The 12,431-nt window shown below is 66.4% G+C and carries 12 protein-coding genes and 1 pseudogene; 7 read left to right on the top strand and 6 right to left on the bottom strand.

From position 1 onward, the window contains the following. Positions 1–19: 19 nt before the first annotated feature. The 3 genes from RGUI_RS07090 to RGUI_RS07080 all read right to left on the bottom strand — a co-directional run bounded on the left by RGUI_RS07090 (position 20) and on the right by RGUI_RS07080 (position 2,408). Complete coding sequence (locus RGUI_RS07090; protein ID WP_081532407.1) at positions 20–445, bottom strand: DUF4345 domain-containing protein; 426 nt, start codon at positions 443–445, stop codon at positions 20–22. 23 nt (positions 446–468) lie between these two features. Then, positions 469–1,296 carry an NAD(P)H-binding protein gene (locus RGUI_RS07085; protein ID WP_081532406.1) on the bottom strand — a complete coding sequence of 276 codons (828 nt, stop codon included), beginning with the start codon at positions 1,294–1,296 and terminating at the stop codon, positions 469–471. A 107-nt stretch (positions 1,297–1,403) separates the two neighbouring features. Beyond that, entirely contained in the window at positions 1,404–2,408 is a 1,005-nt protein-coding gene (locus RGUI_RS07080) for an AraC family transcriptional regulator (RefSeq protein ID WP_081532405.1), read from the bottom strand. A 289-nt stretch (positions 2,409–2,697) separates the two neighbouring features. Between RGUI_RS07080 and dusA the strand changes: the two genes are divergently transcribed. Further along, the gene (gene dusA, locus RGUI_RS07075; protein WP_256387880.1) at positions 2,698–3,702 is read left to right on the top strand and encodes a tRNA dihydrouridine(20/20a) synthase DusA; all 1,005 of its coding nucleotides are present in this window, start codon (positions 2,698–2,700) and stop codon (positions 3,700–3,702) included. A gap of 64 nt (positions 3,703–3,766) precedes the next feature. Then, a pseudogene (locus tag RGUI_RS07070) lies at positions 3,767–4,592 on the top strand (sulfite exporter TauE/SafE family protein). A gap of 79 nt (positions 4,593–4,671) precedes the next feature. Here RGUI_RS07070 and RGUI_RS07065 read toward each other — a convergent pair. The 3 genes from RGUI_RS07065 to ccmI are packed head-to-tail and all read right to left on the bottom strand — an operon-like array spanning position 4,672 to position 6,562. Then, positions 4,672–4,851 carry a DUF1289 domain-containing protein gene (locus RGUI_RS07065; protein WP_081532403.1) on the bottom strand — a complete coding sequence of 60 codons (180 nt, stop codon included), beginning with the start codon at positions 4,849–4,851 and terminating at the stop codon, positions 4,672–4,674. Next, a complete protein-coding gene (gene ruvX / locus RGUI_RS07060; protein WP_081532402.1) occupies positions 4,848–5,327 on the bottom strand; it encodes a Holliday junction resolvase RuvX in 480 nt (159 codons plus the stop codon). Before ruvX ends, RGUI_RS07065 begins: the two co-directional genes overlap by 4 nt. Beyond that, positions 5,324–6,562, bottom strand: coding sequence for a c-type cytochrome biogenesis protein CcmI (gene ccmI / locus RGUI_RS07055; protein ID WP_081532401.1), 1,239 nt, complete (start codon positions 6,560–6,562; stop codon positions 5,324–5,326). Before ccmI ends, ruvX begins: the two co-directional genes overlap by 4 nt. A gap of 195 nt (positions 6,563–6,757) precedes the next feature. On the opposite strand from ccmI, the gene RGUI_RS07050 reads away from it, so the two are divergent. The 5 genes from RGUI_RS07050 (at position 6,758) to RGUI_RS07035 (ending at position 12,377) form a co-directional block, all read left to right on the top strand. Continuing rightward, a complete protein-coding gene (locus RGUI_RS07050) occupies positions 6,758–8,011 on the top strand; it encodes a sarcosine oxidase subunit beta family protein (RefSeq protein ID WP_081532400.1) in 1,254 nt (417 codons plus the stop codon). 235 nt (positions 8,012–8,246) lie between these two features. Then, on the top strand, positions 8,247–8,414 hold the full coding sequence (locus RGUI_RS21135; protein WP_156882896.1) for a hypothetical protein: 168 nt from the start codon (positions 8,247–8,249) through the stop codon (positions 8,412–8,414). Positions 8,415–8,471: 57 nt separating this feature from the next. After that, positions 8,472–8,801, top strand: a complete 330-nt coding sequence (locus tag RGUI_RS07045; RefSeq protein WP_081532399.1) for a sarcosine oxidase subunit delta — start codon at positions 8,472–8,474, stop codon at positions 8,799–8,801. After that, positions 8,798–11,806: a sarcosine oxidase subunit alpha family protein gene (locus tag RGUI_RS07040; protein ID WP_081532398.1), complete on the top strand. Its 3,009-nt coding sequence runs from the start codon at positions 8,798–8,800 to the stop codon at positions 11,804–11,806. The genes RGUI_RS07045 and RGUI_RS07040 overlap by 4 nt, the downstream gene beginning before the upstream one ends. Continuing rightward, positions 11,799–12,377: a sarcosine oxidase subunit gamma gene (locus RGUI_RS07035; protein ID WP_081532397.1), complete on the top strand. Its 579-nt coding sequence runs from the start codon at positions 11,799–11,801 to the stop codon at positions 12,375–12,377. Before RGUI_RS07040 ends, RGUI_RS07035 begins: the two co-directional genes overlap by 8 nt. The last annotated feature ends 54 nt before the right edge of the window (positions 12,378–12,431 follow it).

The following is a 12,431-nucleotide window of genomic DNA, read 5'->3' as shown; positions in this document are numbered from 1 at the left end:
CCATTGCAGCGGCGCGGCATCACGGGGCAGTGACCCGTCTGCCACCTTTTGCCAGTGTTGCAGGTCGGGGGCGAAAGGCCACAAGGCACAGCCCTGCGATCCCCAGTTCGACGGCCAGCGCGCCGAGAAGCCCGGCCGAGGGGATGCCATCGACGAGCACGCCGACCAGACGCCCCGCGGGGAAGGCCAGAAACACCGTCAGCGCCACGGCCATCGATACGGGCGCAAAGCCTTGGCGCACGATCCCGGCGAGCATGAGCAGGCCGAAGGCTGCCAGACTGGCGGCCGGGGCGCGCAACTCGCTAAGCAGGCTGGGCTCGGTTCCAAGTGCGATGCCATAGCCGGCATAGAAGGCGTGCGGCGCGGTCAGGATGGCAGCGCCGATGCCGAAGGCCGTGATGCCGGAAATGCCAAGTGCGATCTTCTGAAAACGTGTCAGGGTCATGGGATGTCCTTTTGTCGAAGGGGTCAGGCGGCGGCGGTCCATGTGCCGGCGATTGCGACGCGCCGGGCGAAATCGGCAAAGTCTCGCGGCGGCCGACCAAGGGCGCGTTCCACCCCGTCGGCAAGATGGGCGTTGCGCCCGTCCAGCGTTTCTCGGGCGATGGCGGTAAAGACATCGGCGACGAACGCGCCGCCAACCTGCACCAGCCCGTCGTGGAATTCATCGAAGGTAATGGGCACATGGCGAATTGGCCGGCCGGTGGCCTTTGACAGCTCGGCGGCCATCTCGGCGAAACTTAGCAGCCGCGGGCCGGTCAGTTCATAAAGTTGGCCGGAATGGCCGGGCTCAGTCAGCGCGGCGACCGCGACATCGGCGATGTCATCGACATCGATGATGGGTTCCGTCACATCGCCACCGGGCATCGCGATCACGCCGTTCAGCACCTGCTCGCGCAAATAGCCTTCGCTGAAGTTCTGCGCGAACCACGCCGCACGGAGGAGCGTGAAGTCGAGCCCCGAGGCGCGCACGACCTCTTCGCCCTGCCGTGCGTGGTGCTCACCGCGGCCCGATAGCAGCACCAGGTGCCCAACATCCGCGCGCTGCGCCACCGCGCACAGGGCCGCCACCTTTTCCACGGCGCCGGGAAAGGCGAGATCGGGGAAGTAGGAGATATAGGCGGCGGAGACGCCCTGCAGCGCGGGTGCCCATGTGGTCGTATCCTCCCAGTCGAACGGAATATCTGCCCGGCGAGAGCCCCGGCGCACGGTGTGGCCCTGCCGGGTCAGCCGGTCGGCGATGCGCGATCCGGTCTTGCCGGTTGCGCCGATGACGAGAATGGGTTGGGTCTGCATCGCGTGTCTCCCTTGGTTCGCGTGATACAGCCAGTATGCGCGCGACGGCGGCCTGTGGATTGACCCGGCCCGCCAAGTCTTTGATCCCACGCGCCGGATCAACCCTGTCAGCCCTTTTGCGCGGCCCGGTAGGCGGCCGGCGTTTCGTTCCGCCAACGACGGAAGGCGCGGGTGAACGCGCTTTGTCCGGAAAACCCGGTCAGGAAGGCGATCTCGGCCAGCGCATAGTCGCGTTCCGCCAACAGGCCCTCGGCCAGTTCGCGCCGCGCCTCGTCCACCAGTTTCTGGAAGGAAAGGCCCTCTTCGCCCAGACGGCGCTGCAGCGTCCGTTCGCTGATCCCCAGTCGCGCGGCGACCTCGGCCGCTTTCGGCACGCCCGCGCTCAGCGCCTGCGCAATCGCCCCCCGCACCGTCTGGCCGAGGCTGCGGTCGGTGCCGAGTTTGTCCAGCTCCGCATCCAGATGCTGCAGCAGGAACCGCGTGATCCCCGTGTCGCCCTGCCGGTTGGGCCGCGACAGCACAGCGCCGGGAAGCAGAAGCGCATCCCGGTCGGACCCGAAAATGGCGGGGCAGCCGAAATAGCGTTCATGGGCCGTGAGTGTCGGGGGCGCCGGGTGTCTGAAATGGACCTCGACCGCGGTGATGGGCGCTTCGGAGACCTGCCGGATCAGCGACATGACACTGGCCAGCGTGGCTTCGTTGGACAGCCTCATCCCAAGCCTGCGGGTGCCCGCCCGGTGCAGGAAGAACCACGCATCGTCCCCCGCCCAGCGGACCTCATGCTCTGACACGCTGGTCAGGAGCCGCCAGTAGCGTTCTGCCCGGGCAAAGGAGTCCCTCAGCGTTGGCGCGGTTTTCCACGCAAGGCCAAAGGCGCCGTAGTCGTCGCATATCATGCTGGCCCCGACATGCAGCGGGAAGTCTGTGGCATCGCCAAGGCCCGCCGCGATCTGTTCCAGCATTCCGTAATAGGCCGTGTCTGAGATCATGGTTGACGGGTCGATGTCGGCGTCGGGGTCAAGCCCGACCGAGCGCAGCAGCGCCGGCCCGTCCACCCGGTTGCCGGCGGCCAGAACGACCTTGCGCAGGAAAAGAGAAGTGACCGCCCCCATGGCGGCACGATAGCATCAATGAGCCCGCCGGGGAGCTTGAATGCCAAGCGGCTGCTTGGCTGCCTCAAGACGCGCAACTTCAGCGATCCGACCGCATCGGTTTTGCGGTGGGCGGCGAATCCGCACTCGCCATCTTGTTCCAGTTTTCGTATGTCGCTTTTGGACCGATATCGGGGGGCTGCGCTTCGCAGCGAGCCAGCGATGGGGCACAGCGCGTGTCCAGCCGCGTGTCCCCCGAACCCTTTCAGGCCGCTTTGCTGCGGTGATCCAACACGAAAGCGCCCCTTCAGTGACTGATGAACGGGAACAGTTCCACTTGAGTTACAACAGCCGCCTCAGCGTGGCCCCGATGATGGATTGGACGGACCGCCATTGCCGCTATTTCCATCGGCTCATGAGCGCGCACACGCTGCTTTATACCGAGATGGTCACGGCGCCGGCGCTTGTGCGGGGTCAGGCGCGGCATTTGCTGGCCTTTGATGTGGCTGAGCATCCGGTGGCCGTGCAACTTGGCGGGTCCGATCCGGCAGAGCTTGCCGAAGCCACCCGCATGTGTTGCGAGGAAGGATATGACGAGGTCAACCTGAATGTCGGCTGCCCGTCGGACCGCGTTCAATCGGGGACGTTCGGCGCGGTTCTGATGAAGACGCCGGACCTGGTGGCCGACTGCGTGGCCGCGATGCGCGCGGCGGGTTCGGTCGAGGTGACGGTGAAATGCCGGATCGGCGTGGACGATCAGGACCCGGCCGAGGTCTTGCCCGCCATTCTGCAGACCGTGCGGGCCGCTGGCGTGACGCGGTTCACGATCCACGCCCGAAAGGCATGGCTGCAGGGGCTGAGCCCGAAGGAAAACCGGGACGTTCCGCCGTTGGACTATGCGCTTGTGCATGCGATGAAACGGGACTTCCCCGACCTGCATCTGTCGATTAACGGGGGGATCGAATCCCTGCCCGAAGCACAGGCCCAGCTTGCCGCAGGGATGGACGGGGTGATGATCGGGCGCGCGGCCTATAACGACCCCGCAGAGATCCTGCTGGGCGCGGACGAGGTGATCTTTGGCCAGCCGGGGCGCAAGACCGCGCGGCAGGTCGCCGAAGAGATGAAGCCCTATATCGCCCGCCATCTGGCCGGCGGCGGGCGGCTGCATTCGGTCACGCGCCATATGCTGGGGCTGTTTTCCGGTCAGCCGGGGGCGCGGGCGTGGCGGCGGGTTCTTTCCGAAGGGGCGACGCGCCCGCAGGCGGGGCTGGAGGTCCTGGACGACGCCCTGGCCCAACTGCCGCGGGCGGCCTGATCGCGCTGGTCCCCGCAGTCTGGGGTGGCTATAGGGCGGGCATCCGAATTACGGGAGCGCCCGCATGCCCGACATCCCCCTTCTGCTTTCGCTTCTGGCGATGTTGCTGGCCATCGGGGCCTTTGCCGGTCTGCTTGCCGGGCTTTTGGGCGTCGGCGGCGGGCTGATCCTTGTCCCGGCCTTCTTCTATGCGTTTTCGGCGCTGGGCTATGACAGCCCGCAGCTGATGCAGGTCTGCCTTGCCACGTCGCTGGCCACGATTATCGTCACCTCTGTCCGGTCCGTGCTGTCCCACAATCGCAAGGGGGCGGTGGACTGGGCGGTTCTGCGGGGCTGGGCGCCCGGTATCGCGATCGGGGCTGTTATCGGCGTTCTGGTGGCGGCCATGCTGCGGTCGGTGGTCCTGCAGGGGATATTCGGTGTTCTGGGGGTCGGCGCGGGGCTCTACCTGGCTTTTGGGCGGCAGGACTGGCGCTTCGGCGATGCGATGCCCGTGGGCCTGCCGCGGCTGGCAATTTCGATGACCGTGGGCTTTCTGGCCGTTCTGATGGGGATCGGGGGGGGGCATGTTCGGCGTGCCGCTGATGACATTGTACGGCAAGCCGATCCACAAGGCGGTGGCGACGGCGGCGGGTTTCGGCGTTCTGATCGCCGTGCCGTCGGTTCTGAGCTTCACGCTGGTCACGATCCCCGACGCGGTGCGGCCGCCCGTTACCCTTGGGGCGGTCAACCTTCCGGCCTTCGCCGTTGTCATCGCGATGACGCTGCTGACTGCGCCTTTGGGGGCGCGCCTTGCCCATCGGCTGGACCCGAAACCGCTGCGGCGGGTGTTTGCGTTCTTTGCGATTGTCGTGGCCGGCAACATGCTGCGGAAGGCGCTGGGGCTCTGATCCCCGCGACCTGAGCCGGTTGCGGGCAGCCGCATAGGGGTATTTGGGCCAAGAAGAAGGGGCAGGCGGGCGCAGGCCGTCAGCGTTGGGGCAGGCTGCGGCCGGGAAGATCGTCCATCACCCGGCGGCGCTCTTCGGGGCTCATCCGCGTCCATGCGGCGATTTCATCGATGGAGCGCAGGCAACCGATGCAAAGCCGGCTTTCACGGTCGACATTGCAGATCTGGACACAGGGGGTCTCGATGGCAGGTGTTGTCATAGGGGAGGTCTCAGATGGCGGAGCCGGTCCAGCATGCCCTGAAGGATATAGCCGGCGGCCACGTGGTCAATGACCTCTGCCCGGCGCCGACGCGAGGTGTCGGCCTCCAGCAGCGCGCGTTCGGCGGCGACGGTGGACAGGCGCTCATCCCAAAAGCCGATGGGCAGGTCCGTGAGGCGGGAGAGGTTACGGGCAAAGGCGCGGGTGGACTGGCAGCGGGGACCTTCGCTGCCATCCATATTGCGGGGCAGGCCGAGGACGAGGCCACCGGCGCTGCGGTGATCGGCGATGTCCAGAACACGGGCGGCATCAAGGGTGAATTTCTTCCGCCGGATCGTCTCCAGCGGCGTGGCCACCGACCAGAGCGTATCGGAGACCGCAACGCCGATGGTCTTTTCCCCGAAGTCGAGGCCGATCAGCGCGCGCCCCGCGGGCAGGGCGGTGGCGAACTCTTCCGGGCTGTCGGCAACGCTCACTCGGCCACGCCCGCCGATTGCGCCGCTGCCCGGACCGTCGCCAGCGCCTCGGGCTTGGCGGCGAAGACCTGTTTCGCCTCGGCCCAGATACGGCCCGCCTGATCGGTGTCGCCAAGCACGCCCAGCGCGTTGATCAGTTGCGCCCATTCGCGCGGGCCGCCGCCTTCGCGGGCCAGCCGGTCGGACAGGTTGGCGACCATGTTCGAGATCATCTCCTGCCGCTGTTCGGGGGTCATTTCGGCGGCATTGGCCATGTCTTCGGCCGAGGGGCCGCGAACAGCACCCGCGCCGGGCAGGGGGGGCAATTGGTAGTCATTGTCGCCGGCGTACCAGGCGAGTTCTCGTATCTCCCGGCGGACGGGCGTGAGCCACGGGTCGTCTGGCCCCGAGATCGACAGCAGTTCCCGCCAGACACGGAAGGCGATGTCGGGGCGGCCGGTCTGGATATGCATCAGGCCCCAGTAATAGAGGGCGATGCCTTCCCGCGGGTTGCGGTTCAGCGCCCGTTCAAGGACCGTCTCGGCCTCTGGAGAGACATAGCCACCCGCGGCAAGGACCATCATGTCGGCCTGGGTGGCATAGTCTTCGGCGGTCGCGCGGCCGTTCTTGAGCTCGATGGCGCGAGCCTGTGCCTTGTGGGCGGCGGCGAAATTGCCAAGCGCCGCCTCGTTCCGGGCCAGAAGCAGGAACCCGCGCAGGTCGTCCTGCCGCTCTGCCACGACGGCGCGCAGCTTTTCCACCAGTTCCAGATGTTCGGGGCTGGGCGGATCGATCCCGGGGATCGGCGGGGCCTCTGCCTCCGCCCGGGCCTGTGAGGGGCGGGTTTCCCGCAGATGGGCCGCCTCTGCCATCCGCTGTTTCAGCGGTTGGTCAGCGTAACCCGGCATGCCGGTGCCGGTATAGACGATCCAGGTGCCGCCGATCAGCGCGGTCAGCACGACCGTTCCGGCAACAAGGCTGGTCATCTGCGGTGCCTTTCCGCCGTTTTGCTGCGCCTTCAGCTTGCGGTCGGCCTCCAACACCCGGCGGGAGACTTCGGTGCGGATACGCGCGGCCTCGTCCTCGGTGATCACGCCGCGGGCAAGATCGCGTTCGACCTCCTGCAACTGTTCGCGATAGACGCGCAGGTCATAGGCGGCCGCCGGCTCATCGCCGCTCCGGCCGCGGATCAGCGTCAGTGTCAGCAGGGCCGCGATCACCGCGGCAAGGCCGATTGCGACGAGCGTGAATATCATGCGCTCCCCCTCCTTCGTTGTGACCGCCGCTCTATTACGCGTGGGCCCATTGCGAAAGGGGAAAGCGCCAATGGCCCCTTGCCCCCGCCGCCCATGTCGCGTTCTTTTGATGTGATGCCGCTGTCGGGCAGAGTGAAAACCCGCTGACCCGGCATTAAGGAGCCTGCCGGGCCTTCAATCCAAGGGGAGTCGTTCGTGGCCACCAGACGTTATTCCGCCTTTGCCATCGCCCGCGAAGCCGCCCGCTATCACAGCGGATGGGCCCGGGCGTGGCGCTCTCCCGCGCCGAAGTCTCACTACGATGTGATCGTGGTGGGCGCCGGCGGGCACGGTCTTGCGACGGCCTATTACCTTGGGCGCCGGTTCGGGATTCGCAATGTCGCGGTGATCGAGAAGGGCTGGCTTGGCGGTGGCAACACCGGGCGGAACACCACGATCATCCGGTCCAACTACCTGCAGGACCCTTCGGCCGCGATCTATGAGAAGGCGCGGAGCCTGTATGAGACGCTCAGCCAGGATCTGAATTACAACGTCATGTTCAGCCCCCGCGGCGTTCTGATGCTGGCGCAGACGGAACATGAGGTACGCGGCTGGAAGCGGACGGCCCATGCCAATGTACTCCAGGGCATCCCGACCGAATATGTCGATGCGCAGCGGGTGAAAGAGATCGTGCCGATCATCAATATCGACGGGCCGCGCTATCCGGTTCTGGGCGCGCTGTGGCAGCCCCGCGGCGGGACGGCCCGGCACGATGCAGTGGCGTGGGGCTATGCGCGGGCCTGTTCCGACATGGGGATGGATATCCTCCAGCAATGTGAGGTGACGGCGATCCGCCAGACCGGCGGGCAGGTGACGGGCGTGGAGACGACGAAGGGCACCATCGGCTGCGGCAAGCTTGCCATCGTGGTTGCCGGGCATTCCGGCGTTCTGGCCGAGATGGCGGGTTTCCGGCTGCCCATCGAGTCAGTCGCGCTGCAGGCGCTGGTGTCCGAACCGATCAAGCCCTGCATGGATGTCGTCGTGATGGCCAACACCGTGCACGGCTATATGAGCCAGTCCGACAAGGGCGAGATGGTGATCGGTGGCGGCGCGGACGGGTTCAACAACTACACCCAGCGCGGCAGCTTTCACCATATCGAGGAAACCGTGCGCGCGCTCTGCGAAACCTTCCCGATCATCACGCGGCTGAAGATGTTGCGGCAATGGGGCGGGATCGTCGACATGACCGGGGACCGCTCTCCCATCCTGTCGAAGACGCCCCTTGGAAACTGCTTCATCAATTGCGGCTGGGGCACGGGCGGGTTCAAGGCGATCCCCGGATCGGGCTGGGCCATGGCGGAACTGGTGGCCAAGGGCGAACCCGGGCCGCTGACCGCCGGATTCGGGCTTGAGCGGTTCCGCGAGGGCCGCTTCGTCGACGAAAGCGTGGCGGCGGGGGTGGCGCATTGATGCGACCCGCTGATCGTACCTGCCGTGGGCCGAGAAAAGCGTGCGCCCGAACGCGAGGAGTGCTTGCCTTCGCCCGTCCGACGGACAACCGCTCTTCATACCCCGTTAACCACGCGACCCTAGCTTCCCCGGGTGTGGGCTTCGGTGTCGCAGAGGGGCTTTCCGGGCGTTTGGTCGCCTTGACCCTTTCCGCGGTTCGAATAAGTTGCCCCAAACGCAAATCGGAGAGCCGCGCATGTCTGACAACAACGATCACGAAGTACTGGTGCCCGCGTCCGCCGCGAAGTGGATCGCCCTTGTCGGCGGGATCCTCGTCCCGATCGCGCTGGGCGTCATTGTGGCCAACGTCTACAGCGGGTCTGAAGACCAGACCGTTCAGGTCTACCCGCTTCCCGAGGAATAAGGGGGCCGCAGACCGCGCCCCCGAACGTCTGATCGATTCTCAGGCAAAGGGGGCGCGATGCTTCTGCTGACTTGTCCGTATTGCGGCGCTGCCGTTGATGAGACCGAACTCGCCCCCGGGGGCGAGGCGCATTTGACGCGTCGGGGCCCCGGCTCTGACGACGCGGCGTTTGAGGCCTATCTTTTCCACCGACAAAACCCAAAGGGCGTTCACTTTGAACGCTGGCGCCACGCCCGTGGTTGCGGGAAGTGGTTTCACGCCGCGCGCGACACCGTCACGCTGGAGGTCTTCGGAACCTATCCCGCGCAGGTGAGCGCCCCGCCGCGGGACATTCTGGACGCCATCGCCGTCAGGTATCCCGACTTTGTTTGGGGGGCAGAGGCATGAGTTTTCGTCTTCCCGAAGGCGGTCGCCTGATCGACCGCAGCCAGCGGCGTCGTTTCACCTTTGACAGGGCCGAGCATGACGGGTTCGCCGGGGACACACTGGCCGCGGCCCTTCTGGCCAATGACCGGGTTCTGGTCGGGCGGTCGTTCAAGTATCACCGCCCGCGCGGGATCGTCGCCTCGGGCGTGGAGGAGCCGAACGCGCTGGTCGGGCTTGGCACGCGTGGCCGGTTCGAGCCGAACCAACGCGCCACGATGACCGAGCTGTTTGAGGGGCTGAGTGCGGAAAGCCAGAACACCTTCCCCTCACTTGCCTTCGACATCGGGGCGATCAATGCGCGGTTGGCCCGGTTCCTGCCGGGTGGGTTCTACTACAAGACGTTCCTCTGGCCGCGGTCCTTCTGGAAACATGTGTATGAGCCGGTGATCCGGCAGTCCGCGGGGCTGGGCAAGGCGCCGACTGAAACGGACCCGGATGCATATGAACATTTCCATGCCCATGTCGATGTTCTGGTCGTGGGGGGCGGCGTGGCCGGTTTGCAGGCGGCGCTGGTCGCTGGGCGCGCAGGTGCAAAGGTTCTGCTGGTCGAGCAAACGGCCCATTGGGGCGGCCGCGCGCCGGTGGATGGCGGCGAGATAGACGGGCAGGCCCCGGACGCATGGGTGGCCGATGCGGTGCAGCAGCTTCAGGCAATGGACAATGTGGCCCTGCGCCTGCGCTGCCAGGCGGCGGGGGTCTACGATCATGGCTACGTGCTGGCCCATGAACGCCTGACCGATCATGCGCCCGACTTGCCGGGGCCGCGGCACCGGCTGTGGAAGATCCGCGCCCGCCAGATCGTGACGGCGGGCGGCGCCATCGAACGGCCGCTGTCCTTCCCCGGCAATGACGTGCCGGGGGTCATGCTGGCCTCGGCGGTGCGGGACTATGTGGTGAACTGGGCCGTCGCGCCGGGTCGGCGGACCGTGATCGTGACCAACAACGATGACGCCTATCGCACGGCACTGACGCTGGTCGAAGCGGGGATGGAGGTTCCGGCAATCCTCGACCTGCGCCCAACCGCGGACGGCCCGTTGCCCGCGGCAGCGCGGGACAAGGGCCTGCGCGTGCTGACCGGCAAGGCGGTGGTCAAGGTGAAGGGGGGCCGCCGCGTCACCGGGGTGGGCATCGGTCCCGCGGGTGGGATCGGTTTGCCGACCGATGTCATCAAATGCGACGCGGTCGCGATGTCGGGCGGCTGGTCGCCGGCGGTGCATCTGTGGTCCCATTGCGGGGGCAAGCTGACATGGGATGAGGGGCACGCCATGTTCCGCCCCGATGCCCAGCGCGCGCCGACCTCTTATAACGGGCGGGCGTTCGTCCATGCCGCGGGGGCGGCCAATGGGGCATTGAAGCATGATGCCTGCCTTCTGGATGGCGGGCGGGCGGGGGCCGCCGCGGCATCGGGGGCTGGTTATGACGCTGAACCCGCCGCGGTTTGGGCCGCTGCACCGGCCGAGGCGCCGACCTTGCCGCAATGGATCGTACCGGCCAAGGCCGGGCCCGAGTTGCGCATGAAGATGTTCCTCGACTTCCAGAACGACGTGAAAGTGTCGGACGTCCAGCTTGCCGCGCGCGAGGGGTATGAAAGCGTCGAGCACACCAAGCGCTATACCACGCTGGGCATGGCCACCGATCAGGGCAAGCTTTCCAATATCAACGGTCTGGCGGTGCTGGCCGATGCGCTGGAGGAAGAGATCCCCCGCGTCGGCACGACGACCTTCCGCCCGCCCTATACGCCGCTGACCTTTGGCGCGATCGCGGGCGAGGCGCGGGGGAACCTGTTCCAGCCCGTGCGCCGCACCCCCATGCAGGACTGGCACGAGGAAAACGGCGCCCATTTCGAACCCGTGGGCCAGTGGCGCCGCCCCTATTGCTATCCGCGCAAAGGCGAGAGCGTGACCAAGGCCGTTCGGCGCGAGGTCACGAATACACGCCAGAATGTCGGGCTGCTGGATGCCTCGACCCTCGGCAAGATCCTGGTGAAGGGGCCGGATGCCGGTGTCTTCCTGGACCACGTCTATACCAACATGATGTCGACCCTGAAGCCGGGGCGCTGCCGCTACGGGCTGATGTGTTCCGAGAACGGCTTCCTGATGGATGACGGTGTCGTGGCGCGGCTGTCGGACGACAGCTTCCTCTGCCACACGACGTCCGGCGGGGCAGAGCATGTGCACCAGCATCTGGAGGAATGGCTTCAGACCGAGTGGTGGGATCTGAACGTGCATGTCGTCAACCTGACCGAGCAATTCGCGCAAGTGGCCGTGGTCGGGCCAAAGGCGCGGGTCTTGCTGGATCGGCTCGGCGGGATGGACCTGTCGGCAGAGGCATTGAGCTTCATGGGCTGGGCCGAGGGCGACTTGGGCGGGGTCCCCGCGCGTGTCTACCGCATCTCCTTTTCCGGTGAGTTGAGCTTTGAGGTCGCCGTGCCCGCCAGCCGCGGCCGCGGGTTCTGGGATGCCTGCCTTGCCGCGGGGGCCGATCTTGGCGTGATGCCCTACGGGACCGAGGCGCTGCACATCATGCGCGCCGAGAAAGGCTTTGTCATGATCGGGGATGAAACCGACGGTACTGTGATCCCGCAGGATCTTGGCCTCGACTGGGCCGTGTCGAAGAAGAAGGACGATTTCATCGGCAAGCGCGCGCAAGAGCGGGTGCACATGACCGACCCCGACCGGTGGAAGCTGGTTGGGCTGGAAACGCTGGATGGCAGCGTGCTGCCCGACGGGGCCTATGCCGCGGACGAGGGCATGAACGCCAACGGGCAGCGCAGGACCCAAGGCCGCGTGACCTCCACCTATTTCTCGCCCACACTGGGGCGGGGGATTGCCATGGGACTGGTCCGCCGCGGGCCGGAGCGGACGGGAGAGGTGATTGCCTTTACCCGAACCGATGGCCGTATCGTCAAGGCCCGCATCGTCAATCCCGTCTTCTACGATCCCGAAGGGGAGAAGCAGAATGTCTGAACCCGTCACCGCCCTTGGGGGGCGTCGCTTTACAGGCATCGCCACCGTTGAGGAACGCCCGTTGCAGGGCATGATAACGCTCAAGGGCGACCTGTCCGATCCGCGGATCAAGAACGCGGCGACCGGTGTCGCGGGCGTCGACATGCCCGGACCGCTGGAGGGATCGGGGCTGGGCGAACACGGCATCGCGTGGATGGCGCCCGATGAATTGCTGGTCTTCGTGCCCTATCAGGAGGTCACCCGGACCATCGCGACCATAGAGAAAACGCTGGAAGGCTTTCACGCCACCGTGGCGGATGTCTCGGATGCGCGCGCCGTCTTTCGCGTCAGCGGCCCCCATGCGCGTGAGGTGCTGGCCAAGCTTACCCCGGCGGATATGTCGCCCGAGGCATTCCCGCCCGGCAGTTGCCGCCGCACGCGGCTGGCGCAGGTGCCCGTCGCGATATGGGCCGAGGGCGAGGGGGCGTTGGGACTGATCTGTTTCCGCTCGGTGGCCGTATACGTCTTCGACCTCTTGGCCAATGCGGCGCAGGAGGGTGCTTCGGTGGGGTATTTCCTCGCCGGGGCTTGACGTGTCTTGAAAGTGACCTCCATCTAGGGCGAAGTGACGCAGTTCATTAACCAA

This window comes from Rhodovulum sp. P5, from assembly GCF_002079305.1.
GTDB lineage: Bacteria > Pseudomonadota > Alphaproteobacteria > Rhodobacterales > Rhodobacteraceae > Rhodovulum.
This window is presented reverse-complemented; position numbering and strand designations above follow the sequence as displayed.

Coding starts and splice junctions, on each gene's coding strand:
- RGUI_RS07065 (WP_081532403.1), bottom strand. CDS start 4,851: ATGACAACACCTGCCATCGAGACCCCCTGTGTCCAGATCTGCAATGTC.
- RGUI_RS07085 (WP_081532406.1), bottom strand. CDS start 1,296: ATGCAGACCCAACCCATTCTCGTCATCGGCGCAACCGGCAAGACCGGA.
- RGUI_RS21135 (WP_156882896.1), top strand. CDS start 8,247: ATGTCTGACAACAACGATCACGAAGTACTGGTGCCCGCGTCCGCCGCG.
- RGUI_RS07045 (WP_081532399.1), top strand. CDS start 8,472: ATGCTTCTGCTGACTTGTCCGTATTGCGGCGCTGCCGTTGATGAGACC.
- RGUI_RS07040 (WP_081532398.1), top strand. CDS start 8,798: ATGAGTTTTCGTCTTCCCGAAGGCGGTCGCCTGATCGACCGCAGCCAG.
- ccmI (WP_081532401.1), bottom strand. CDS start 6,562: ATGATATTCACGCTCGTCGCAATCGGCCTTGCCGCGGTGATCGCGGCC.
- RGUI_RS07090 (WP_081532407.1), bottom strand. CDS start 445: ATGACCCTGACACGTTTTCAGAAGATCGCACTTGGCATTTCCGGCATC.
- RGUI_RS07080 (WP_081532405.1), bottom strand. CDS start 2,408: ATGGGGGCGGTCACTTCTCTTTTCCTGCGCAAGGTCGTTCTGGCCGCC.
- RGUI_RS07035 (WP_081532397.1), top strand. CDS start 11,799: ATGTCTGAACCCGTCACCGCCCTTGGGGGGCGTCGCTTTACAGGCATC.